The 22,218-nt window shown below is 62.8% G+C and carries 20 protein-coding genes and 1 riboswitch; of the genes, 18 read left to right on the top strand and 2 right to left on the bottom strand.

Going from position 1 to position 22,218, the window contains the following annotated elements; all coding sequences use genetic code 11:
- Nucleotides 1–9 precede the first annotated feature (9 nt).
- The 9 genes from K3555_RS17575 to K3555_RS17535 all read left to right on the top strand — a co-directional run bounded on the left by K3555_RS17575 (nt 10) and on the right by K3555_RS17535 (nt 10,412).
- Nucleotides 10–600, top strand: coding sequence for a TetR/AcrR family transcriptional regulator (locus tag K3555_RS17575; protein WP_260006450.1), 591 nt, complete (start codon nt 10–12; stop codon nt 598–600).
- Between the two features lie 599 nt (nt 601–1,199).
- The gene (locus K3555_RS17570; RefSeq protein WP_260006449.1) at nt 1,200–2,558 is read left to right on the top strand and encodes a serine/threonine-protein kinase; all 1,359 of its coding nucleotides are present in this window, start codon (nt 1,200–1,202) and stop codon (nt 2,556–2,558) included.
- An 11-nt stretch (nt 2,559–2,569) separates the two neighbouring features.
- Complete coding sequence (locus K3555_RS17565) at nt 2,570–3,925, top strand: FHA domain-containing protein (protein WP_260006448.1); 1,356 nt, start codon at nt 2,570–2,572, stop codon at nt 3,923–3,925.
- The gene (locus tag K3555_RS17560; RefSeq protein ID WP_260006447.1) at nt 3,909–4,892 is read left to right on the top strand and encodes a PP2C family serine/threonine-protein phosphatase; all 984 of its coding nucleotides are present in this window, start codon (nt 3,909–3,911) and stop codon (nt 4,890–4,892) included. The genes K3555_RS17565 and K3555_RS17560 overlap by 17 nt, the downstream gene beginning before the upstream one ends.
- A complete protein-coding gene (locus K3555_RS17555; protein WP_260006446.1) occupies nt 4,889–6,082 on the top strand; it encodes a hypothetical protein in 1,194 nt (397 codons plus the stop codon). Before K3555_RS17560 ends, K3555_RS17555 begins: the two co-directional genes overlap by 4 nt.
- Nucleotides 6,083–6,170: 88 nt before the next feature.
- Nucleotides 6,171–8,216 carry a dynamin family protein gene (locus K3555_RS17550; RefSeq protein WP_260006445.1) on the top strand — a complete coding sequence of 682 codons (2,046 nt, stop codon included), beginning with the start codon at nt 6,171–6,173 and terminating at the stop codon, nt 8,214–8,216.
- Nucleotides 8,213–9,172, top strand: coding sequence for a dynamin family protein (locus tag K3555_RS17545; protein WP_260006444.1), 960 nt, complete (start codon nt 8,213–8,215; stop codon nt 9,170–9,172). The genes K3555_RS17550 and K3555_RS17545 overlap by 4 nt, the downstream gene beginning before the upstream one ends.
- A 65-nt stretch (nt 9,173–9,237) precedes the next feature.
- Nucleotides 9,238–9,618: a hypothetical protein gene (locus K3555_RS17540; protein WP_259996883.1), complete on the top strand. Its 381-nt coding sequence runs from the start codon at nt 9,238–9,240 to the stop codon at nt 9,616–9,618.
- Complete coding sequence (locus K3555_RS17535) at nt 9,618–10,412, top strand: hypothetical protein (protein ID WP_260006443.1); 795 nt, start codon at nt 9,618–9,620, stop codon at nt 10,410–10,412. Before K3555_RS17540 ends, K3555_RS17535 begins: the two co-directional genes overlap by 1 nt.
- Before the next feature lie 26 nt (nt 10,413–10,438).
- Here K3555_RS17535 and K3555_RS17530 read toward each other — a convergent pair whose 3' ends face one another.
- On the bottom strand, nt 10,439–11,617 hold the full coding sequence (locus K3555_RS17530) for an MFS transporter (protein ID WP_260006442.1): 1,179 nt from the start codon (nt 11,615–11,617) through the stop codon (nt 10,439–10,441).
- A 90-nt stretch (nt 11,618–11,707) separates the two neighbouring features.
- Here K3555_RS17530 and K3555_RS17525 point away from each other — a divergent pair, with 90 nt between their 5' ends.
- Nucleotides 11,708–13,042: a PLP-dependent aminotransferase family protein gene (locus K3555_RS17525; protein WP_260006441.1), complete on the top strand. Its 1,335-nt coding sequence runs from the start codon at nt 11,708–11,710 to the stop codon at nt 13,040–13,042.
- 61 nt (nt 13,043–13,103) lie between these two features.
- On the opposite strand, the gene K3555_RS17520 is transcribed toward K3555_RS17525, so the two are convergent.
- On the bottom strand, nt 13,104–13,973 hold the full coding sequence (locus K3555_RS17520) for a glycosyltransferase family 2 protein (protein ID WP_260006440.1): 870 nt from the start codon (nt 13,971–13,973) through the stop codon (nt 13,104–13,106).
- A gap of 128 nt (nt 13,974–14,101) precedes the next feature.
- Between K3555_RS17520 and miaB the strand changes: the two genes are divergently transcribed.
- The 8 genes from miaB to metK all read left to right on the top strand — a co-directional run bounded on the left by miaB (nt 14,102) and on the right by metK (nt 22,062).
- Nucleotides 14,102–15,424, top strand: a complete 1,323-nt coding sequence (gene miaB, locus K3555_RS17515; protein WP_260006439.1) for a tRNA (N6-isopentenyl adenosine(37)-C2)-methylthiotransferase MiaB — start codon at nt 14,102–14,104, stop codon at nt 15,422–15,424.
- A gap of 273 nt (nt 15,425–15,697) precedes the next feature.
- On the top strand, nt 15,698–16,279 hold the full coding sequence (locus K3555_RS17510; RefSeq protein WP_260008558.1) for an OmpA family protein: 582 nt from the start codon (nt 15,698–15,700) through the stop codon (nt 16,277–16,279).
- Nucleotides 16,280–16,292: 13 nt separating this feature from the next.
- On the top strand, nt 16,293–16,598 hold the full coding sequence (locus tag K3555_RS17505) for a hypothetical protein (RefSeq protein WP_260006438.1): 306 nt from the start codon (nt 16,293–16,295) through the stop codon (nt 16,596–16,598).
- A 142-nt stretch (nt 16,599–16,740) separates the two neighbouring features.
- A complete protein-coding gene (locus K3555_RS17500) occupies nt 16,741–17,751 on the top strand; it encodes a PhoH family protein (protein WP_260006437.1) in 1,011 nt (336 codons plus the stop codon).
- An 80-nt stretch (nt 17,752–17,831) separates the two neighbouring features.
- Nucleotides 17,832–18,344 carry an rRNA maturation RNase YbeY gene (gene ybeY, locus K3555_RS17495; RefSeq protein ID WP_260008557.1) on the top strand — a complete coding sequence of 171 codons (513 nt, stop codon included), beginning with the start codon at nt 17,832–17,834 and terminating at the stop codon, nt 18,342–18,344.
- A 22-nt stretch (nt 18,345–18,366) separates the two neighbouring features.
- On the top strand, nt 18,367–19,266 hold the full coding sequence (locus tag K3555_RS17490) for a hemolysin family protein (protein WP_259987698.1): 900 nt from the start codon (nt 18,367–18,369) through the stop codon (nt 19,264–19,266).
- Nucleotides 19,263–20,771, top strand: coding sequence for an apolipoprotein N-acyltransferase (gene lnt / locus K3555_RS17485; RefSeq protein WP_260006436.1), 1,509 nt, complete (start codon nt 19,263–19,265; stop codon nt 20,769–20,771). The genes K3555_RS17490 and lnt overlap by 4 nt, the downstream gene beginning before the upstream one ends.
- Before the next feature lie 53 nt (nt 20,772–20,824).
- A riboswitch (SAM-SAH riboswitch) is annotated at nt 20,825–20,874 on the top strand.
- A gap of 6 nt (nt 20,875–20,880) precedes the next feature.
- Nucleotides 20,881–22,062 (top strand): methionine adenosyltransferase, encoded by a 1,182-nt coding sequence (gene metK, locus K3555_RS17480; RefSeq protein WP_259987694.1) that lies wholly within the window; start codon nt 20,881–20,883, stop codon nt 22,060–22,062.
- The last annotated feature ends 156 nt before the right edge of the window (nt 22,063–22,218 follow it).

Genomic DNA, 22,218 nt, shown 5'->3' with positions numbered 1-22,218 from the left:
GAGGCGACCTTGGGGCGGCAAAGAGCTTTTGACACCGGCCATGTGATTGAACAGGCGATGCTTCTGTTTTGGGAGCGCGGATATGAAGCCGCATCCATGGCCGATCTCAGTGCGGCCATGGGGGTGAACCCCCCAAGCATCTACGCGGCCTTTGGCAACAAACAGGCGTTGTTTGAACGTTGTGCGAGCCATTACGCGCAGAACATTGCGGCCTATGCCCCCCGCGCACTGGACGAGGAAGCAACGGCTGCCAAAGCCCTGCACCGTTATGTGTTTGAGGCCATCGAGGCGTTTTCCTGTAAGGAGAGACCCAAAGGCTGCTTGCTGGTCAGTGCCGCAACCAATTGCGGTACCGCCAGCACCGGTGCGCAGAAACTGCTCGCCGGATACAGGCAGGCCAGCGAGGCAATGGTCGCCGCCCGGATCCGGCGCGGTATCGAAGACGGAGACATGCCCGCAGCAAGTGATCCGGATCTATTGGCGAAGTACATTGCAGTTCTGATTCAGGGGCTTGCGGCGCAAGCCCGCGATGGTGCCACAGCGGATGCTTTGCACAGCGTGGCTGAACTGGCGCTGGGCCAGGTTGCGGTTTTGCCTTAGAAAACAAGGATGCCCCTCACCTGGCCCTATCTTGAAAGCCGCTGGGACAAGCCTAGCTGCTGTCGCATCCGAAAGATGTTCAAAGGTTCCAAAAACGTGTCTGCAGACCTGTTTTAAGGCCCGGATCTGTTCCAAAGCACATGTTTGCTGTCCGCAAGATTCTTGCATCACCTGGAAGACACCAAGTCCCCAAGCTGCCTCTGTCAGTCGATGGGATGCGGCCTTGGCCGCTGACGGGCAGGCTGGTGTCCGCGGCCAAGGCAAGCGAAAATGCTGCCGGGCCTTTGGCTGAAACGGGGCATTGGAATCCTTCCCGCAAATCACCTTGCCGCTGCGTTTACAGCCAAATCCACCGCTGTCCTGGCCAGGGTTACGGGCAATCATCACCTACACACGCAGTTTAACTAACTTCGACGCAAGTAGTTATGGGCCCGTTAACTCAGTCTTTCCAAGCGTCCCGCGCCAATTGCGGCGGAAATTGGACGCAACCGCCTTGATTGCCTGAATGGCGCCGCGATCTTTCCGCATTCTGCTTTCAGCGTTGGGGTTCATCCGCCCCGCTCCGGCCAAAGCCCAGGCTGCCACAAGGAATTGACGCTGTGCCTCACGACACATCTTCTGCTGATCCGGCTCTCGCCTGTGAATTGCCCTGCGGCTTCAAGCTGCTGCAAGGTCAGTACCAGATCGAGCAGCCGCTGCTCAGCGGTGGCTTTGGGATCACCTATCTGGCCCGCGACAGCCTGGAACGCCGCGTTGTCATCAAAGAGTGCTTTCCGGCAGGCATTTGCCGCCGCAGTGGCACGGACGTCGAACCCAACACGGAAGAGCACGCCAAATCCTGCCGTAATGTCTTGCGCAACTTTCTGCGCGAGGCGCAACTGCTGGCCCGCGCCCGGCATTCCGGCATCGTCGGCGTGCATCAGGTGTTCAAGGAAAATCAAACCGCCTATATCGCGATGGAATTCGTCGACGGTCTGGACTTGCTGACCGTGCGTGAGGACCAGCCTGAACGGTTGACCGGGCCGCTTCTGCGGCACATTCTCTGCCAGGCGCTGGAAGCGCTCGACTGCTTGCACGGGCAAGGTATATTGCACCGCGATATCTCGCCGGACAACTTCATCCTTGGCAAGGATGGAAGCCTCACGCTGATCGATTTCGGGGCCGCCTGCGGCAGTCTTCCCAATGACGATACCGCGCTGCCGGTGCTGCTGGCGGTCAAGGATGGATACTCCGCGCATGAGCTGTACAAGCCCGAGTTTCCTCAGCGCCCGGCCTGTGATCTCTATGCGCTGGGCGCCACGCTGTATTACCTGATTACCGGCGACGTGCCCGCAAGCAGCCAGCAGCGGCTGAGCGCAGTGATGGCGGGAGACCCGGACCCTTGCCAACCGCTGCTGGGCAGGCCGTGGAACGCGGATCCTGCGGTGCTGGCCACTGTGGATATGGCAATGTCCGTACTTCCGGCTGAACGGTTCCAATCGGCGCGTGACTGGGCGGGCGCGCTGGCCGAAAATGATTGCGAAACACAGAACGCTGCGGAAACAGACGCTCAACTGCCTGGCACGGTTGCGCCAGCGCCTGAAGGCAATGCCAACCTGGATGCCGTCATCGCCGAGCTGGTCGCGACGGCCAATGGCGGCCTGACACCTGGGCAACCGCGTTCGGTCAGGCAAAAGCTGACCCAGCCTGCCAGCAAACCCTCCAAGCCGCTTCGCCAGCTGGTGAATATCTTCGGTGAGCCGGTCAGCGACGTGGAAGCCTGGCTGAAGGAACAGGACGCTATCCCCCGGCGGAAGAAAAACGCACCCGCCGTGGAACGGCTGCCCGCCGCCGGATCTGCCGCGGACCTCCCGGCAGATCCGGTTCTGGAACTGCGCCGGGAAAAGCCCGGTTTCGCGGGCCGGCTGCGTAAGATCTTCGGGCGCCAGCGCAGCAACCCGGAAACGGTTAAGAACTGAAGGGAATGAGTATGAAATTCATCAAGGATATCATTGGCGAAAAGCGGGAGAGGGTCCGCCTGGACGGTCATGCGGCGCCAGAAGCAGACCCGGCCCAGGCGCCTGTGCAGGATGCGGTTGCTCCTGACGTCGCCAATACCGGGGCTGCCCGTCCGCCACTCAGCCTTGACCGCGGTTTCCTGCTGGATGCGGTGCCGGAAGCAGCTCAGGCGGCATCCTCCGCGGAGCCCGCTGCTCCGCTGGCCGGCAAGCCGGCGGAGGACGGCTGGACTTATGACGCAGGGCTTGAAGACGCGCTGGCAGAAGGCGAAGGCTTGCCAGGCTTTGCTGAAGGGCAGCCGCAGGACCCGGCCATCGCGGCCTTTTTCGCCCGCGAGCAAGAAACCGCGGCAGTGCCAGCGGCCGCTGCTGACCCTAGGGATAACGGAACCCTTGCCAGCCTCGCAGGCGCCGCATCAGATGATCCCTTCGCACCTGGCGCCGAAGCGCCTGCGCGCGTTGGCATGAAGGATAGTTTCCGCAGCCCGGAACTGGCTGAACCAGCAGTCGAAAGCAGCGAATCCTACAGGGTCTTCAAGCGAACCCAGGCCGGCGTGCAGGAGCAAGGCAGCGCGCCAGATGCTGAGGAGACTCTTTCTGCAGCCTTTGCTCCAGAAAATCAGCCTCAGCAACAGCAAGAAACCAGCCCGCGCGCCGTCGAAGCACAGCCTGCCGGTATCCTGGCCGGCCCCACCCAGCCGGCTGCTCCCGCTCCTGCTCCGCAGGCGGCTCCCGTTTCCGCCCCGCAACCGGCGCCCGCAGCTTCGCAACCCGTGGCCTCCATGGACAGCCCGGCAGACGTGTCAATTGATGTGCCGGCACCGTCGATGGGGCGCGGCGCCAGCCGGGCGGGACGGGTCAAGACCCGCCTGCTGGGTTTCAGCCCCGCTCAAGCCGAAGACAGCGATCCCTTTGCCCGCAGCCAGAAAGACACTGCGCCCGGTTACACCCGTTTCCCTGTCGGCTGGCTTGCCATCGTGCAGGGGCCGGGCCGCGGTGCTGCCTTTACTTTGTTCAGCGGCGTCACTGTGATCGGCCGCGGCGCCGACCAGACTGTTAGGCTGGACTTCGGTGACAACAGCATCTCGCGCGACAACCACGCTGCCATCGCCTATGACCCGGAACAAAAGGCTTTCTATGTCGGTCATGGCGGCAAGGCGAACCTGGTGCGCCGCAACAACCGCCCTGTGCTCAGCACCGAAACCCTGTCGGCAGGCGATGTGATCCGCATTGGCGAGACCACCCTGCGCTTTGTGCCGCTGTGCGGCGCCGATTTCGGCTGGGACCAGCCGCAACCCAGCGATACCGACCATGCTGTGCACCGCTGAGTTCGAATATGATGCCGCGACGGCCATCAGCAAGGGCCGCCGCGAGCGCCAGGAGGACGCGCTTGCCGCCGATTTCCTGGCCGGCACCGGCACCGGTTTTGCGGTGCTGGCCGATGGCATGGGCGGCCATGCCGCCGGTGATGTCGCCAGTAAGATTGTGGTCACCGAAGTATTCAGCGAGCTGAAGCTGCGCACGGACGACCCGGGTGCGCTGGAACAGTCGATCGGTGCGGTTCTGCAGCAGGCCGCCAGCGGCGCCAATGCCTGCCTTGGCGAATATGCCAGCCATCAGCCTCAGGCCCGCGGAATGGGCGCGACGCTGCTGGCTCCGGTGCTGTTCAGCGACCGGCTTTACTGGATCTCGGTCGGTGACTCGCCGCTCTACCTGTTCCGTGACGGCGCGCTGATCCGGCTCAACGCCGATCATTCGATGGCAGCAGAGATCGACAGGCTGGCCGCCCAGGGCCGCATGGACCCGGCTGAGGCCGCCAGCCATCCGGACCGGCATTGCGTGACTTCGGTGCTGACCGGGGCGGACATCCCCCGCATCGACTGCCGCAGCACACCCGTCAGGCTGCAGCATGGCGATATCGTGCTGGCCGCCAGCGACGGGCTGCAATTCCTGGAGGAGGACGAGATCGCCGCCGTCCTCGCTGCAGAATGCGGCAGTTCCAGCGCCCGTATCGGCGCAGCGCTGATGCGGCAGCTGGAGGTGCTGAATGCCCCCGAACAGGACAATGCCGCGTTCTGCGTGATCAAACCCCTTGACCCGCAGGCCGCTCTTCCTGCCCAGGCACAGCCATCAGCGCCGCCGATGGACGCGCCGGTTCTGGACCCGCCGCCGGCTGAACAGCCGCCCGCGCCGCCGCGTCAGCGCAGCGGCCGCCGGGTGATCACCCTCCTGGCTTCGGCGACGTGGGATTCAGCACCCGCCGCCCGCCGCAACAAGACGGATGCATCGGCTTGAGCCTTCTTCAGACAGATATCAGCCCGCTGGCAGGCCGGCTGGAGCACACGCTCAGCACAGGGCAGCTGCCGGCAGAGTTTTCAGGCTGGGGCAGCCAGCTGCTGCGCCGGCTGCGCCAGCCGGTGCAGATCATTGTCACCGGCGGCATTGGTTCCGGCAAGTCGGCGCTGATTGATATGCTGCTGGGGCGGGTGGTCATTGGCCGCAACGCGGGCAGCGTCGTCATTGACATTTGCCACGGCGATCAGGAATGCGCGGTTTTTGAAACCGCCAAGGGCGAGCGCCTGCAACAGGCGGGTGTTCTGGCAGATCTTGACATGCCGGCGGGCACGCTGAGGATCCGCCAGTTTCTGCCAGATTTGCGGCTGCGCACGCACAGTTATACGGAACTGCCGCTTGCGGGCCCGCAGGCCCGCCAGCAGAACCTTCTGCAGCAGGCCTCTGGCGCGGCGGATATTATCCTGTGGTGCAGCCAGGCGTTTCCGGACACGGAGCAGGGCCTGTGGGCCGAAGTTCCTGACAGTACCAAGGATCACAGCTTTCTGGTGCTGACCATGGCCGACCGGCAGATCATGCGGGGAAATTTGGATGGGTTGATCAAGACGGTGGAACCGGTTGCCGCTGAGGAGTTTCTGGGCGTCTATCCTGTCGCCGCGATCCAGGGGCTGACGGCCCAGGCAGCACCCGCACCGGCACATGATCTTTGGCGCTCCAGCGGCGGCAAGCAATTGGCGGATGGCGTGATGCGGCAGGTTGAAACGGGCCGTGCCTCGGATGTGGATCAGGCCGAATTGCTGATCCGCCAGTTTGGCGGTGAAACAGCCGGCCCTGCCGGCCTGCAGTCTGCAGTTACTGCTGCGGCCCCGCCGCTGACCGCTGCTGCCGGCCTCAGCAGCGCCTTGGACCAGATGCAAGCCCGGGCCGAGGAAATGCTGGCAGAGGCCGAAGCCGCAGGCGGCCCCCAAGCCGGTCCGGTGCTGGCGCAATGCATGGAGATGATCCGCGGCTTGTCGCAGACATTGGAAACGATGCCAGGCAGCACAGCAGTGGAGGCCGCCCGCGAAGCAGCCCAGGACGGAGAGGAAATGCTGATGCTCTGCCAACTGGAGCAGGATGAAGACGCGGCCATCGATGCGGTGACGCTGCTGGTACAGCTGAAAAAGGAGCTGACCGAAGACATCCCGGGGTGATGACCAACCGCAATTCCCTTGCCGCCGCCGCCTCGCGGCCCGGCAGGGCTGACACACACGCCAAAGCAAGACACAGCAAGGTTCAGCCATGAACATGGAAACTCAGATCGAGAGTGCCACCGACATCCACGCCTCCGCGCGTCCGACCAATCTGAATGCGGGGCTGGAACCGCTCTTGGACTTTGCCCGCAAGGCGCAGCGGCTTGATGCAGCGCTGTCCGCCTTGTCCGCAGTTTCGGGGATGCGCGTCCAGCGCAGCCTGTCGCGGCTGCAGTCGGAACTCAGCAGTTTTGAACCCAGTGTCACGCTGCTGGGACAGGTGAAGTCGGGCAAGACATCCCTGGTCAATGCGATGGCGGGCTGGGCTGACCTGCTGCCGTCGGATGTGAACCCCTGGACCTCGGTTGTCACCTCCTTGCACCTGACACCGGGGGATGCCCGGATTGAGAACAAGGCCTGTTTCCAGTTCATGACCGAGGCGGAATGGGACCGGCTGCTGACCAAGGGCGGGCGCATCGGTGAAATGGCGGGCCGTGCCGGCGCCAGCAGCGAGCTGCAAAAAATCCGTACCCAGATCGAAGATATGCGGGAACGCTCCCGCCAGCGGTTGGGCCGAAAATTCGAACTGCTGATGGGGCAGAAACACGAATACGGCTATTTCGACAAGAACCTGATCGAACGCTACATCTGCCTTGGCGACGACTTTGACGAGGAGGAGGGCGGTGCCGGCGAACAGGGGCGCTTTGCCGATATCACCCGCGCGGCGGATCTGTACCTGAACTGCCAAAGCGTGCCCCACCGCCTGTGCCTGCGCGACACGCCCGGCGTCAACGACACCTTCATGATGCGCGAGCAGATCACCATCCAGGCAATCCGCGACAGCCGCCTTTGCGTGGTGGTGCTGTCTGCCGGCCAGGCGCTGACCTCGGTTGACATGGGGCTGATCCGGATGCTCTCCAACCTCAAATCGCGTGAGGTGGTGATTTTCGTCAACCGCATCGACGAACTCGCCGCCCCTGCCGCCCAGATCCCCGAGATCGAGGCCAGCATCCGCCAGACACTGGACAGTTATCACGGGCCCGAGGACGCAACCGTCCTCTTTGGCAGCGCCTATTGGGCCAACAAGGTGCTGACCGGCGGGCTGGAGGACATGGACAAGGCAAGTTCCGCCGCGCTGCTCAATTGGGCCGAAGCCTCGGTCAACAGTTCCCATGCAGATCTGTCGGCCCAGAACATGGTTTGGGAGCTGTCCGGGCTGCCTGCACTGAACCGGGTGGTGGCTGAGCGGATCGTGACCGACCTCGGCACGCCGCTGCTGGCCCGCGTTGCCGGCTCTGCCGTTACCGCCGCCACCGGCCAGCAGGCGGCAGATGCGGTCAGAGTGCAGGGCGAAGGCGGCGCGCAGGCCGGTCTCCACGACACCCGCGCCGCGTTTGAGACCATCTGCAAATCCCATCTGGACGCACTGGAGGCCGAGACCGCGCAGATCCTCGACGCCTTCCGCGACCGCGCTGAGCGGGCCCATACCACCTTTACAGACCGGGCCACCCACGCGCTGATCGAACACTTGGAGAAATGGGGCGAAGACTGCCACTGGGAATATGATCCCGCCGGGCTGCGGATGCTGTTGCGCTCGGCTTATTCGGTGATGACCAGCCGCCTGCAGGCTGCCGCCCAGGCCCGTTACAAGGCCGCGGTGCAGGACGTCGCGGAGCTGCTGTATGACGGTTTCGGCGCAGCGGTCGAGGGTATTCAGCTGTCCGTCCCCGAGGTGCCCCCGGCCAGCTCTCCGATTGCGCTGGGGCAGGCCATCGCACTGGATTTCAATGACAGCTGGTGGGCCGCCTGGTGGCGCCGCACCCGCGGTTATCAGGCTTTTGCCAAACGTTTCCGCAGTCTGATCGCGGGCGAGACCGAAGATTTCATGACCCAGCTTAAATTCGTGCAGACAGCAGATGCCGGCGCCGCCGTCCTTGCCAGGCTGCAGGGCTTTTTCGACGACCAGCGCGACATCCTGATGGAAATCGCAGACCACAGCCGCTGCGGCGATGATATTCAGGGGCTGATTGCCGATGACAGCCGCCGGACACAGGCCAACGACGCCTTGCAAACGCTCAGGAGCTTCACCGAATGACACAGGAATCCGCCATGCACACTCCCGTCTTCCCGGCTGCTGTACCACAGCGCAAGCCACGCCTGGCACTGATGGGCGAGTTCAGCGCCGGTAAAAGCACCCTGACCAACCTGCTTGTGGGGCGCCAGCCGCTGCCGACCCGCGTGACCGCCACCCGGTTGCCGCCGGTCTGGATATCGCACGGGCCTGAGGCGGCCAGCATCACCGCCACCGACGGCAGCAAAACACCGCTGCTGCCCGAGGACCTTGCCAATGTGCCGATGGACACCACGGCGCTGATCCGCCTGACCCTCCCGGCAGAGGCGCTGGAGCTGTGCGATCTCATTGATATGCCGGGCATTTCGGACCCCAACATGCCGTCCAGTGTCTGGCAAAACCTGCTGCCCGAAGTTGACGGTGTGATCTGGTGCACCCATGCCACCCAGGCCTGGCGTCAGTCCGAAGCCGCCGTGTGGGAGGAGATTTCACACCGCTTTGAAGGCCCGAGTACATTGCTGATCACGCATTTCGACAAGCTGCGGAACAGCCGTGATCAGGACCGTGTGGTCCGGCGTGTCAGGAAGGAAACCGGCGAAGCCTTCGGCGCAATCTTTCCGCTGTCGCTAAGTCAGGCACTGGCCGCGGGCGAGGACATGGAAGTTTGGAAGACCAGCGGCGCTGACAGTTTCATTGAATACCTGGTGGATATGCTTGTGACTTGGGCACAGCCAAACCGCGTTGCGCCTGCACAATCCAATCCTGCGGTTTCTGCACCAAATCCGCAAACGGAGCAGCCTTTAGGGGCTGATGTGCTGGACTTTGGCGGCAGGCGCGAGAGCGGTGAACAGCCGCAATTGCAAGAAAGCCCTGCCTGCGCGGATGCCGGCGGCCGTGTGACACCGCGCCGGGTCACCCCGGTCAAGCGCAGCAAGCGGCCTGCCCGGTCCCGGCCCGAAACCTATCCAACTGGTGAGTAACGCATGATATCCAAACGTCCCGCAGCAGAATGCACAGCGGCCCTTGCCGGGAACGGGGGTATCCTGTGACGCTTTCCCTGCAGCTTGATGCGCTGCGTCAGACCGCCAAGGGCTGCCGTTTGGCCGCCTTTGGTGATCTCGGCGCCAGCATTGTTCTGCGCAGCAGCAGTGCCGCCAGCCATCCGCAGGAATATCTTGACGGCCTCTGCCAGCAGGCCCGGCTGGGGTTCTTGCTGCTTGATGCCGCTGAGGCAGCCGGAGATCCGCAATCCGCAGCGGCAGCCGATGATGTCCTGATTCTGACCCCGGGCGAAGCACGTGTTTTCATCCGCGCCGCAGATGGATCGGGTGACGCGGTGCTGTGTGTCTGCTCAGATGCGGCAAGCGCCGGGCGGCTTGCTGCCCCGGCGCGGAGCCTGCTGGCAGCAATGGCCGGGGGGGCATGATGGCAGACGCGGCTGCTCATCTCTTGCCGCAGCCGGCCGGGGCAGGTGGCGCGCTGCAGCAGGCGTTGAACCGGCTGGCTGAAACACCAGCCGCAATCCGTGCACGCGTGCAGCAGGCTGCTGCCGGGCAGGAACCGCTCGCCGCTGAAGTGCTGCGCGAAATCAGCGAAACCGTATTGCCCCGGGAACTGACCATTTGTGTCGGCCAGCAGCCTGCCGCTGTGCTCACCATTGCGCAACGCAGGCTGACGGGGCTGACCCTGTGCCGCTCCGCAGATCCCGCGGACGGGGCAGAGGATCCAGATGCAGCCGCCCGGATCTTTGCCGCGCGGCTGCGCACTCTGGATGCCGCTGCCAATGGCGCAGGCTTCACAATCAAACGCCGTCCTTGCAAGGCAACCGAAGGCGCGGGCAGCTGTACTGCCAAGATGCTGAGCGACGCCATGGGCGCAGCCGGGAACAGCAGCCCGCTGGACCGGTTCCACGCTCGCGCTACCCCTCAGGCAGAGGCTTGGATGTCATGCGGTCGGGGTGGAAATCTGGACGGCAGCGGCGGGCCGGAGGAACTGCTTTGCCAGTTGGACGCAGTCCGCACCGTCCTCGCGGCCAAAGGTGCCTGTCCGTCCGCGGCCCGAATGCCTGCGCCCAAGCCGGAATGCCTGATGCTGCCGGTCTCACCTCAGAGATGCATCACCGTGGTTTCGGTATGTGGCGAACAGCTGCTTTTGACCCTGCGTGCCGACGCGGCAGATGCGGTGCTGCGTATGTGGACGGAAATGTTTCCCGGCTCTTGATCTGTGCTTGCGGAAATCCGCCCGGATCAAATGATCCCCAAACCCTGTTCCGTTCCTGACCGGGCAGAATGCAAGCTTTTCCTCCAGAACAGGACGATGACCCCCGTAGCGGATATTTGCGCGGCAGCAAAAAGGGCCATTGCAGCCAGCAGCCCAAAGGTGTCGGCCAGCGCGCCGCTGGCAATGACCGGCAGCGAAAACCCGCAGTAGGCATAGACAAACAGGCCCGCCGTTGCCCGCGCCCTGTCGTCGGGTGCGCGCAGTGACACCTCCGCCAGGGAGGCAAGATAGGTAAAGCCATAGCTTGCCGCGCTGGTGATGCAGGTTCCGGCAAGGACCAGCACCAGTGATGTCAGCCAGACACCGGCCAGGAGCACGAGAAAGCCCAGCGGGATCAGCACAAACCCGAGTGCCAGTGCCCGGCCGTTGGACATGCGCCGGGCGACGGGCTGGCAGAGAAACCCTGCGAAGATCGCCAGAAAGATGACAAGCCCGGTCCAGCCGCCAAGCCCATTGGCGGCCAATTGCAACGGCACCACGGCAATGGTCATGCCGGTTGTCGACCAGGCCAGCGCCATTGCCGCACCGAACACCCAGGTGCCGGACGGAAAGACCGGCAGCCGCAGCGGTGTGACGGGTTTCGGACTGTCCGCCTTGGGCAGGGCCAATGCGGCTGCGGCCAGAACAGGCGCGGCTGCAAGAAGCACCAGATAGCTGTATGGCAGGAATGTCGGCCCTTGCAGGCCAAGGCTAAGCCCGGTTGCCAAAGCGCCGCCGCCGAAACCAAGCGATGTTGCCGATGTCACAATCAAGGCCGCGTTGCGGGTCCGGGTGACGCCCAGGATTTCGGCCATACACGCCGTGCCCGCAGTGGTCGCCAGCCCGGTTCCTATACCCAGCAATATCCGCGCAGCGACCAGGCTTGCCCAGTTTGGGAACTGTACCAGTACCGCTGTCGCAACCGCGCCAAGGACCAGGGCCAGAGCAAGAGGGATACGCCGCCCGGTCCGGTCCGACAGCCCGCCAAGCAGCAGCAGCGTCGGCATCAGCCCGCCAGCATAAGCGGCGAAGGCAATTGTAACTGCGGTGGCGCCGGCCTCGTTCTGGGCGGCATAGGCATCATACAGCGGCGCCTGAAGATTCACGGCAAATGTCACAGTAAACAGTATTGCGGCAAGCAAAGCAGCTGACAGAAATCGGAGCATTGGGCGGACCTCACAGGTTGACTTGCCTCCGCAATGCCATGACGTTCCAGCGTATGACAATTTTTCTATTGTACTAATGACGGTGGGCACATGAGCAAATCCAGATACATCCGCCTGGCCGACATGCTCGCCAACGCAATCCGCGAGGGCAAACTCGCACCGGGCTCCAGACTGCCGCCGCACCGGGCCTTTGCGGAGAAATCCGGCGTCGCGCTGGCAACCGCAACGCGGGTTTATAAGGAACTGGAACGCAGGGGGCTTGTCAGCGGCGAGGCCGGGCGCGGCACCTTTGTGCGCGATCCTGGCCTGCCCATGACACTGGGGGTGCATCAAACGGTGGCTGAGGGGATCACGGATCTGGTTTTCAATATGCCAGGCGGCCCCGCAGACGCAGACATTTTGCGGGCTGGATTGCGGCGGCTGGCGGCGGCTGGCGATCTGGATGCGATGCTGCGCTATCAGCCTCACGGCGGCCGCATGCACGAACGCCGGATCATCGCCGAAAGCCTCGGACGGTCTTTGGGCCGGATTGACCCCGAGCACTTGCTGGTCACCTCAGGCAGTCAGCACGGGCTGGCGATCACTTGTTTGGGGCTGTTTCAGCCCGGCGATGTGATCGCTGCTGATGCGCTTACATATCCAGGCTTCAAATCCGCTGCCGCCTTGAACGGCCTGGAGCTTGCTCCGGTGGAGACGCAGAACGGTGTCATGAACCCGGATGATCTGGACCGGCAATGCCGCATGCGGAACATAACTGCTGTCTATCTGATGCCAACGGTCCAAAGCCCGCTGGGAACCGTCATGGATGAAACCACACGTCTGCGCTTGCTTGACGTGGCACAGCAGCACAGCCTTCTTATCATCGAGGACGCGGCCTATGCGTTTTTGGAACCGGATCCGCCACCCGCCTTCCTGTCGTTGGCACCCGGCCGGACGGTGCATATCGGCGGTTTCTCCAAAAGCCTCGCCACCGGTTTGCGGCTGGGATATGCGGTCGCGCCTGCAGACCGCACCGCGGCTTTGCTGGAAGCGATCCGCGCGACGACCTGGAACACGCCCGCGCTGATTTCTGCATTGGTCACGGGATGGATCGAAGACGGGACGCTTGAAAAGTCCGAGGAAGCCCGCAGGCAAGATGGCGCCGCGCGCCAATCGCTGTGCCGGGAGGTCTTTGGCGAGGCTTCGGTCATTTCGCATCGCAACGCGGGCTTCGCCTGGCTGCCGCTTGAAAAAGGCGCACGTGCGCAACCTATCGTGACGCGTTTGAAAGATCAGGGCATCTCGGTGTCCGGCGCGGACGCTTTTGCTACCGCTGCCGCAGCTCCGCAGGCCCTGAGATTGGCGTTTGGCGGCTTGCCGATGGCAGAGCTGCGCGGCACGCTGGAGACAGTGCGCCAAGCGGTCCAGGCTGAGACGGCAGGGTAGGGGCGGGCAGCCAAAAAGCGGCCCGCAGGCCGGATGTTTCCTCAGCCGCCGCCGGCTGGGTTCAGAACCACTGCCCCGGCTCCATCAGCCCCAAATCCAATAGTTGACGCGAATGCCATTCAAACGGCGCGGAGTTGTGCCACCGGAAGGTTTCAATGTCGAAGGTAGAGCCGGGATTGCGCTTCAGCGCCTTGGCGGTGCGGAAAGAACAGACCGCAGCGGTCAAGTTGTGATGCCAGGGGCAGGCATAGGTATTGTATTCCTGGTCGTTGAAAGTGTGATCCTGCTGCAGCACCAGTCCCGGTTTGGCCTTGAATAGTGAAATCCGGTCGATTTTACGGCTCTTCTCCGGGATATGTTCTTCGAACCGCCAGCGCACCCCGCCAAAGAAATCCAGCTGCCGTTCACGCGGATGGCCGGTTTCGGGGTCCTTGCGCGACTGGGCATAGTAACCGGATTTGTCGAGATAGGCCGCCTCCAGCGAGACAGCGCCGGGGCAGGCCTCCAGATCGCCGGCATAAAGGTCGATCACATAGCTGAGCACCGCATCCCGCCGCTCTTCGGTATGGAAGGTCAGCATTTCACCAACGCTGCGGGTCTCGCAGAACGGGTAGAACAGATATTCCGCATTGTAGCAGTAATAAAGCCAGCAACCGGGTTGCGCCGCAGCGATCACCGCATTGACGGCCTCTGTCAGCGCGCCTTCGAGGGCGCAGTCAAACGGCACCCGGTGCACCTTGGCGCGCACATCCTGCGGCAGGTCAAAGGCATCCGGCATCAGCGCCACAACGGCCTTGAAACCGCTTTGCAGGTGGTGGCGCAGGGTGGTTGCGATCTCCACCTCATCCTCGACAAAGACCAGCGCAACCGGCCCTTTGACCAGCAACGCCTTGCCCTCTTTCAGGAAATCCTGCAGCGAAGAATACATCATGCCCGTCTGCCTTTTGCCTTTCTGGCCATTGCGGCCAAAATCGGGTAAATCCCGTCTCATTGCAAGCGGCGGCATTTGTCTGTAAGGCAGGCCGCTGTTTACCCACCTTGGCTGGAAGGCTGACCCGCATGAGCGCCCCGAAGAAGCTGTTTATCAAGACCTATGGCTGTCAGATGAATGTCTATGACAGCGAACGCATGGCCGAAGCGCTGGGCGGTGAAGGCTATGTCGAGACCAAATCGGCAGATGACGCCGACATGATCCTGCTCAATACCTGCCACATCCGGGAAAAGGCCGCCGAGAAAGTCTATTCCGAGCTGGGCCGTTTCAAAGGGCTGAAGGCAGAAAAGCCGGATCTGAAGATCGGTGTCGCCGGCTGTGTCGCCCAAGCCGAGGGCGAAGAGATCATGCGCCGCCAGCCGCTGGTGGATCTGGTGGTCGGCCCGCAAAGCTATCACCGTCTGCCCGAAATGGAAGCCAAGACGCGCGAAGGGGAAAAGGTGCTGGACACCGATTTCCCCGAGGAAGACAAGTTTGAGAAGCTCAAGAACCGCCCCAAGGCCAAGCGCGGCCCCACTGCGTTCCTGACGGTGCAGGAAGGCTGTGACAAATTCTGCGCTTTCTGCGTGGTGCCCTATACCCGCGGCGCCGAAGTTTCGCGCCCTGCGGATCGTATCCTGACCGAAGCCCGCGATCTGGTAGAGCGCGGCGTGCGCGAAATCACCCTTCTGGGCCAGAATGTGAACGCCTATCACGGGGCCGGGCCCAATGGCGACCTGACCCTGGCACAGCTGATCTGGGAGCTGGACAAGGTCGACGGGCTGGAGCGCATCCGCTTCACCACGTCGCATCCCAACGACATGCAGGACGACCTGATCGAGGCGCATGGCACCTGCGCCAAGCTGATGCCTTATCTGCATCTGCCGGTGCAGGCGGGATCGGACAAGATCCTGAAGCGGATGAACCGCGCCCACACCGCCGAAAGCTACCTCCGCCTGATTGAGCGCATCCGCGCGGCACGGCCCGATATCCTGATCTCCGGCGACTTCATCGTCGGTTTCCCGGAAGAGACCGAGGAAGATTTCCAGGCCACAATGGATCTGGTGGAAGAGGTGAAATACGGCACTGCCTATTCCTTCAAATACTCGACCCGCCCCGGCACCCCTGCAGCCGAACGCGCCCAGGTCGATCCGGCCGCGGCGGATGACCGGCTGCAGCGCCTGCAGGCTTTGCTGACCCGGCAGCAGCGCGAGGTGCAGGACAGCATGGTGGGCCGCGAAGTGGGCGTTCTGTTTGAGAAGCCAGGCCGCCGGCCGGGCCAGATGGTTGGTAAATCCGACTACCTCCACGCCGTTCATGTCGCTGATTGCAACCGCGCGCCGGGGGACTTGGCCCGGGTGCGCATCATTTCCTCTGGTGCAAATTCCCTGGCCGGGGAATTGATCGGCTAAAGCTTCCGCCACAGCGCGAATCTTTCCAGCCGCTTTTTTCAAAGCGGCTCTATCTCCGTTTTTCCGGATTGCGCAGGTGAGTCCCGATTGCATCGGTTCCGGCGACAATATTATTTGGGTGCTTTGAGTGTCCCGGAAAATGCGATTAATCTGCGCGGAATAACAATTAATTTAGCAGGTATACTGCATCAATTTCAGGTAGTTTGACTCTTATGGCCTGAGCGGTGGGCACGTAAGCGGCAAGCGCGCTGGGGGAACTTAGGTGAAGGAAATCTGGTTGTGTTGATACTCAAATTTAATAAAGCGGTTGCGCTGGCCGCCGCTGCTGCGGCTGCGCTCAGCATTGCTGCCGCGCCTGCCAGCGCGCAAACTCAGCGGACCATCAAGGGCGAACGTTATGTGCCCACCATCTGGGTTGACCCGGACGGCTGCGAACACTGGGTGATGGATGACGGCGCCGAAGGCTTCATGTCCCCGCATGTGACCCCGGATGGCAAGCCGGTCTGCCGCCGCGGCAACATTTGCGGCGTGATGCCGACAGACCAGTTTTTTGCCACGGACAAACACTACATCAATGCCGCAGGCCGCAAGCGCCTGGGGGAGTTTTTCCAGCAGGCGAAATCCAATGGCGCCCGTGCCTTTGTCGTGGCGGGCCATACCGACAGCCGGGCATCGGATGAATATAATATCCGCCTGTCCGAGCGCCGCGCCCATGCCGTGGCTCAGGCGGGCCGTTCGGTGGGTGCGCGGATCAATGATGTGCGCGCCTATGGTGAACGCGACCCGCGGGTGCCCAACACCAGTGCCGGAAATATGGCGCAAAACCGCCGTGTCGAAATCTATTGCCTGCGCTGAGGAGACAGAAACCATGCTGATGCGTAAAACACTTCTGCTCCTCGCCGCCGCGGCCCTGGTCCCGGCCTGTTCCGAAACCCTGGACAAAACCCGTGACCAGCATGCCGGCGATGGTTCTTCCAGCCATCTGTCGAACATGACCGCCGGCATCTGGGTCGACCCGCAGGGCTGCGAACACTGGATCATCGACGACGGTCTCGAAGGCTACGCCGACCTGCGCCGCACACCTGACGGCAAGCCGGTCTGCAACAGCAACCTGCCGCGCAACACTGCCACCGGCCCGTTCAAGGCTGGCTCTACCTTCGGCGACGCGCTGTAAGCGGACTTTGTGCCAATTGCTTTTCAGCCGCCCTCCGGGGCGGCTGTTTTGTTTCAGCGGTGTGAATTTTGTGCGCCGGATCTTGCGCAAATTCCACTTCGCGGGCAAACTGAAAGAGCAACGCCAGATTGAGGAGATCAGCTTGGCCATCAGTGCCCTGAATGACGCGCAAGACCAGTCCGCAGCCCATGAAGTGCTTCTGGAATTTCCCGACAACCGATTGCTGATCGACCTGTGCGGCGAATACGACCGCAACCTGGCTGACATCGAACAGAAACTGGGCGTGCAGATCGTCCGCCGCGGCAACCAGCTGTCGGTGATGGGCGAGGAGTCGGCACGCGGTCAGGCAGCCGGGGTGCTCACCGCGCTATATGACCGGCTGGAAACCGGCCGCAGCGTCGAAAGCGGCGATATCGACCGCGAATTGCGCATGGGGCAAGAGACGGCGGATGCCGAACCGGACGGCCAATTGCAAATGTTCCGCGGCGGCCGGGTGGAAATCAAAACCCGCAAAAAACTGGTGGAACCGCGCACCGAAGCACAGAAGGCCTATGTGCATTCGCTGTTCGAAAGTGAACTGGCCTTCGGGATCGGCCCGGCGGGCACGGGCAAGACCTATCTCGCCGTTGCGGTGGGTGTCTCCATGTTCATCACAGGCCATGTGGACCGCATCATCCTCAGCCGCCCGGCGGTGGAGGCGGGCGAAAAGCTCGGCTACCTGCCCGGCGACATGAAGGACAAGGTCGATCCTTACATGCAGCCCTTGTACGATGCGCTGAACGACTTCCTGCCGGAAAAACAGGCGGCCAAACTGATCGAGGAAAAGCGCATCGAAATCGCGCCGCTTGCATTCATGCGCGGGCGCACGCTGTCCAATGCTTTTGTGGTGCTGGATGAGGCGCAGAATGCGACCACCATGCAGATGAAGATGTTCCTGACCCGCCTGGGCGAAGGTTCGCGCATGGTGATCACCGGCGACCGCTCCCAGGTCGATCTGCCGCGCGGCGTGCAATCGGGTCTGGCAGACGCGGAACGGCTGCTGAACGCGATCCCTAAAATCAGCTTCAATTACTTCACTGCCCGCGACGTGGTGCGGCACCCCCTTGTGGCGGCGATCATCGAGGCCTATGACGCGGATGCTAAACCGGCCTGATGCTAAGGCTCTGCCGGGTTTCACCTTTGTAAAAATACTCCGGGGGTGCGGGGGCTGGCCCCCGCATGTGCAACGGCTCCATGACGCTCGACATCACTATCGAAGACAGCCGCTGGCAAGAGGCCGGGCTTGAAGCACTGGCTGAACAGGCTGTCTCAGCGGTTCTGGCGCATTTCGCATTGGACCCGGAAGATTGCGAAATCTCGCTTCTGGCCTGTGATGACCCGCGCATTGCGGATCTCAACGCCGAATTCCGCGAAAAGGCCAAGCCGACAAATGTGCTGAGCTGGCCTGCCGAAGACCTTGCCGCGGAAGAAGACGGCGGCACCCCGGCGCGGCCCCAGGCCGATTTCACCGGCGAATACCCGCTGGGCGACATTGCGGTGTCTTTTGACACTTGCGCCCGCGAAGCTGCCGAAGCAGGCAAGCCGCTGGGCGATCACACCCGCCATTTGATCGTTCACGGAATGTTGCATCTTTTAGGTTATGATCACATTCGTGACCGCGATGCCGCATTGATGGAAGGGATTGAGGTGCTGCTACTTGGCAAAATGGGTATCGCGAACCCATATATGAGTGAGGACGCCCCTTAAGCGGGGCCTTTGGATAGGATCGATGGGCGACATAGAAGGCAGTTCTAACGCGGCGCAGGGCGCGCTGCAGAACATCAATGGCACGGCAGCGGATGCGCCGGCCTCTGGGAAAACCGGTTTCTGGGCACGGCTCTTCGGGGCCTTCAGTGCAGAGCCGCAGTCCGAAGAAGACAGTGGCCGCGAACAGCCCGTTGCCGGGACGGAACCGCGCGGCATGATGAACCTGCGCCGGCTGCGAGTTGAGGACGTTGCGATTCCATCTGCAGAAATCGCTGCTGTGCCGGTTTCCATCGCCAAGGAAGACCTTGTTGGCATTTTCCGCGAAAGCGGCTTTACCCGGATCCCGGTGTATGAGGGCACGCTGGACACGCCGCTGGGCTTTGTTCACCTCAAGGATTTCTCGCTGACCCATGGTTTCAACGGTGGTACCTCGGACTTTGAGCTGTCCCAAATGCTGCGTCCGCTGCTGTTTGTGCCACCGTCAATGCCGATCGGGGTACTTCTGACCAAAATGCAAGCCGAGCGCCGCCATATGGCGCTGGTGATCGACGAATACGGCGGTGTGGACGGGCTTGTCACCATCGAGGATCTGATCGAGCAGGTGGTCGGCGAGATCGAAGATGAGCACGACGCCGATGAGCTGCAGACCTGGTTCGAGGAAAAGCCCGGATGCTACATCGCGCTTGCCCGGACCCCGCTGCCGGAATTCGAGACTGAGATCGGCCAGTCTCTGACCAGCCACGACGACGTGGACGAGGAAGAGATCGAGACCCTGGGCGGGCTGGTCTTCATGCTCTCGGGCCGGGTGCCAGCCCGCGGCGAGGTGATCGAACACCCCGAAGGCACCGAATTTGAAGTGATGGACGCCGACCCCCGCAGGATCAAGCGGTTGCGGGTGCGGCTGCCGGACGCCGCTGCATGATGGCAACCGGGCTGCGGCGGGCCGTGCGGCGGTTCAGTCCGGCCCGTGCCGGTCTGGCCTTTGGCGGCGGCGCGCTGGCGTCTCTGGCACTTGCCCCCTGGAGCTTTTGGTTCGGACTGCCGCTTGCCTTGGGCGCCGCAGGCTGGCTGGTTCTGCAGGCCGCCACGGCGCGCGCGGCGATGCTGGCCGGCTGGCTGTTCGGGCTGGGGTATTTTGCCTTTGGCCTGTCCTGGATCCTTGAACCCTTTCAGATCGATCCGGAACGCCATGCCTGGATGGCGCCTTTTGCGCTGCTGTTTCTGGCGGCGGGGCTTGCCTTGTTCTGGGGCGCTGCGTTTGGACTGGCCGCCCGGTTCAGCGCCGGCGTCTGGCGGATCCCGATGCTGGTTGCTGCCTGGTCCCTGGTGGAATTTGGCCGTGCTTATCTGCTGACCGGCTTTCCCTGGGCGGCTTTCGGACAATTCTGGATTGATACGCCTGCTGCAAACCTGCTGCCCTGGATCGGCCCGCAAGGGCTGGCGCTGCTGACGCTTGCGGCCTTCCTGCCGCTGGCCTTGCTGCGGCGGGCCCCGGCGGCAGCCTTGGCGCCATTGGGACTGGCGGCAGCCGCTGCCTTTGCCGTTCCCGCCCCGCCGCAGGCAAATCCAACAGGCAAGACCGTGCGAATCGTTCAGCCCAACGCACCGCAGGAATTGAAGTGGCACCCGGATCACCGCTGGGAATTTGTCCGCCGCGCTGTTGCTTTTTCTGCCGAAACGCCGCGTCCGGACCTGATTGTCTGGCCGGAAACCGCGGTGCCGCAGCTGCTGAATTATGCGGATGACACCCTGCAGGTCATTTCCGAAAACGCCGGCGGGGTGCCGGTGCTTCTGGGCATCCAGCGGGAGGAGGCGGGCGCTTTTTACAATTCTGCGGTGCTGCTGGACATGGACGGTCAGCCCGCTGCCGCCTATGACAAGGCGCATCTGGTGCCGTTCGGGGAATATGTGCCGTTTGGCGACGTCATGGCCCGGTTCGGGATCTATGGTTTTGCGTCGCGGGCAGGTGCGGGATATGCCGCCGGGCCCGGGCCCCAAATTATGGATCTGCCTATTGGCCGCGCCTTGCCGCTGATCTGCTACGAGGCTGTTTTTCCACAGGATGTGAATGCCGCAGAGACCCGCCCCGACATGCTGGTGCAGGTCACCAATGACGCCTGGTTCGGCACCCGGTCCGGCCCCTTTCAGCATCTGGTGCAGGCCAGGATGCGGGCCATCGAGCAAGGCCTGCCAATGATCCGGGCTGCAAATACCGGGGTGTCTGCAATGATCGGAGCGGACGGAACCCTGCTGAACAGCCTGCCGCTGGGTGACGCGGGTTACATCGATGCGGCCTTGCCTGCGCCGCTGCCGCCGACGCTCTACAGCCGCATAGGGGATTGGCCGGTGTTCCTGCTGTGCCTGTTGGCTGCGGCAGCGGTTTTTTTTGCGCTCCCGCGCCCTTGTGCCGCGGTCATAGCTGCTTAACTCTATTGGAATATAGATTGACCCGCGCGGATGGGCCGCGTACTGCGGCTTGATACCTGCCACAACGGCTTCCTGGCGTGGCAAGGATGGAACCAGTGGAGCACTTTTCATGACCCGTATGAACTACACTTTCACTTCGGAATCTGTCTCCGAAGGCCACCCGGACAAGGTCTGCGACCGCATTTCAGATGCGGTGCTGGATGCTTTCCTGGCGGAAGAACCCGAAGCACGCGTGGCAGCTGAGACTTTCGCCACCACCAACCGTGTTGTCATCGGGGGCGAAGTCGGCCTGTCCGATCAGGACAAGCTGCACGACTACATGGGCAAGATCGATGAGATCACCCGTGCCTGCATCAAGGACATCGGCTACGAGCAGGACAAATTCCACCACGAAACCGTGGAAGTGACCAACCTGCTGCACGAACAGTCCGCCCATATCGCCCAAGGCGTGGATGCGTCCGGCGACAAGGACGAAGGCGCCGGCGACCAGGGCATTATGTTTGGTTTTGCCACCAATGAAACCGATGCGCTGATGCCTGCGCCGATCCAGTATTCCCACGCGATCCTGCGCCGCTTGGCGGAAGTGCGCAAAAACGGCACCGAGCCTGCGCTGGGCCCGGATGCGAAATCGCAGCTGTCGGTGGTCTACGAGGGCGGCAAGCCGGTGGGCGTCAGCTCGCTGGTGCTGTCGACCCAGCATCTGGATGAAAGCCTGACCTCGGCTGACATTCGTGCATTGGTGGAACCCTACATCCGTGAAACCCTGCCCGAAGGCTGGCTGACCAGCGCCACCGAATGGCATGTGAACCCGACCGGCAAGTTTGTGATCGGCGGCCCGGATGGCGATGCAGGCCTGACCGGCCGTAAAATCATCGTGGACACCTATGGCGGTGCGGCCCCGCATGGCGGTGGTGCGTTTTCCGGCAAGGACCCGACCAAGGTGGACCGCTCGGCAGCCTATGCAGCGCGCTATCTGGCCAAAAACGTCGTGGCTGCGGGCATCGCGGAGAAATGCACCATTCAGCTGTCTTATGCCATTGGCGTGTCCAAGCCGTTGTCGATCTATGCTGACACGCATGGCACCGGTGAAGTGGACGCAGCGGCGATTGAAAAGGCGATCGACCAGGTGATGGATCTGACCCCGCGCGGCATCCGTTCGCATCTGGGCCTGAACAAGCCGATTTATCAGCGCACCGCTGCCTATGGCCATTTCGGCCGCGACCCGGAAGCCGATGGCGGTTTCAGCTGGGAGCGTACTGATCTGGCCGGGGCGCTGAAGAAAGCAGTCTGACACCGGGCTGATCGAAACAAGAGAGCGGGCCGCAGGGGCCGCTCTTTTTCGTTTGGGTGATGCTCCCGCCCGTTTCGGCGCATTCCGGGAATGCGCCTCTCCCGTTGGGCCCGGCGCCGCGCTGCGGCGCGGCGGGCCGGTCAGCAATGCTGACCG

Source organism: Leisingera sp. M527, from assembly GCF_025141525.1.
Lineage (GTDB): Bacteria > Pseudomonadota > Alphaproteobacteria > Rhodobacterales > Rhodobacteraceae > Leisingera.
This window is presented reverse-complemented; position numbering and strand designations above follow the sequence as displayed.

Bases quoted from the DNA above. Each gene is read 5' to 3' on its own strand.
- K3555_RS17565 (WP_260006448.1), top strand. From the start codon at position 2,570: ATGAAATTCATCAAGGATATCATTGGCGAAAAGCGGGAGAGGGTCCGC.
- K3555_RS17560 (WP_260006447.1), top strand. From the start codon at position 3,909: ATGCTGTGCACCGCTGAGTTCGAATATGATGCCGCGACGGCCATCAGC.
- K3555_RS17550 (WP_260006445.1), top strand. From the start codon at position 6,171: ATGAACATGGAAACTCAGATCGAGAGTGCCACCGACATCCACGCCTCC.
- K3555_RS17545 (WP_260006444.1), top strand. From the start codon at position 8,213: ATGACACAGGAATCCGCCATGCACACTCCCGTCTTCCCGGCTGCTGTA.
- K3555_RS17535 (WP_260006443.1), top strand. From the start codon at position 9,618: ATGGCAGACGCGGCTGCTCATCTCTTGCCGCAGCCGGCCGGGGCAGGT.
- K3555_RS17530 (WP_260006442.1), bottom strand. From the start codon at position 11,617: ATGCTCCGATTTCTGTCAGCTGCTTTGCTTGCCGCAATACTGTTTACT.
- K3555_RS17525 (WP_260006441.1), top strand. From the start codon at position 11,708: ATGAGCAAATCCAGATACATCCGCCTGGCCGACATGCTCGCCAACGCA.
- K3555_RS17520 (WP_260006440.1), bottom strand. From the start codon at position 13,973: ATGATGTATTCTTCGCTGCAGGATTTCCTGAAAGAGGGCAAGGCGTTG.
- miaB (WP_260006439.1), top strand. From the start codon at position 14,102: ATGAGCGCCCCGAAGAAGCTGTTTATCAAGACCTATGGCTGTCAGATG.
- K3555_RS17505 (WP_260006438.1), top strand. From the start codon at position 16,293: ATGCTGATGCGTAAAACACTTCTGCTCCTCGCCGCCGCGGCCCTGGTC.
- ybeY (WP_260008557.1), top strand. From the start codon at position 17,832: ATGACGCTCGACATCACTATCGAAGACAGCCGCTGGCAAGAGGCCGGG.
- K3555_RS17490 (WP_259987698.1), top strand. From the start codon at position 18,367: ATGGGCGACATAGAAGGCAGTTCTAACGCGGCGCAGGGCGCGCTGCAG.
- lnt (WP_260006436.1), top strand. From the start codon at position 19,263: ATGATGGCAACCGGGCTGCGGCGGGCCGTGCGGCGGTTCAGTCCGGCC.
- metK (WP_259987694.1), top strand. From the start codon at position 20,881: ATGACCCGTATGAACTACACTTTCACTTCGGAATCTGTCTCCGAAGGC.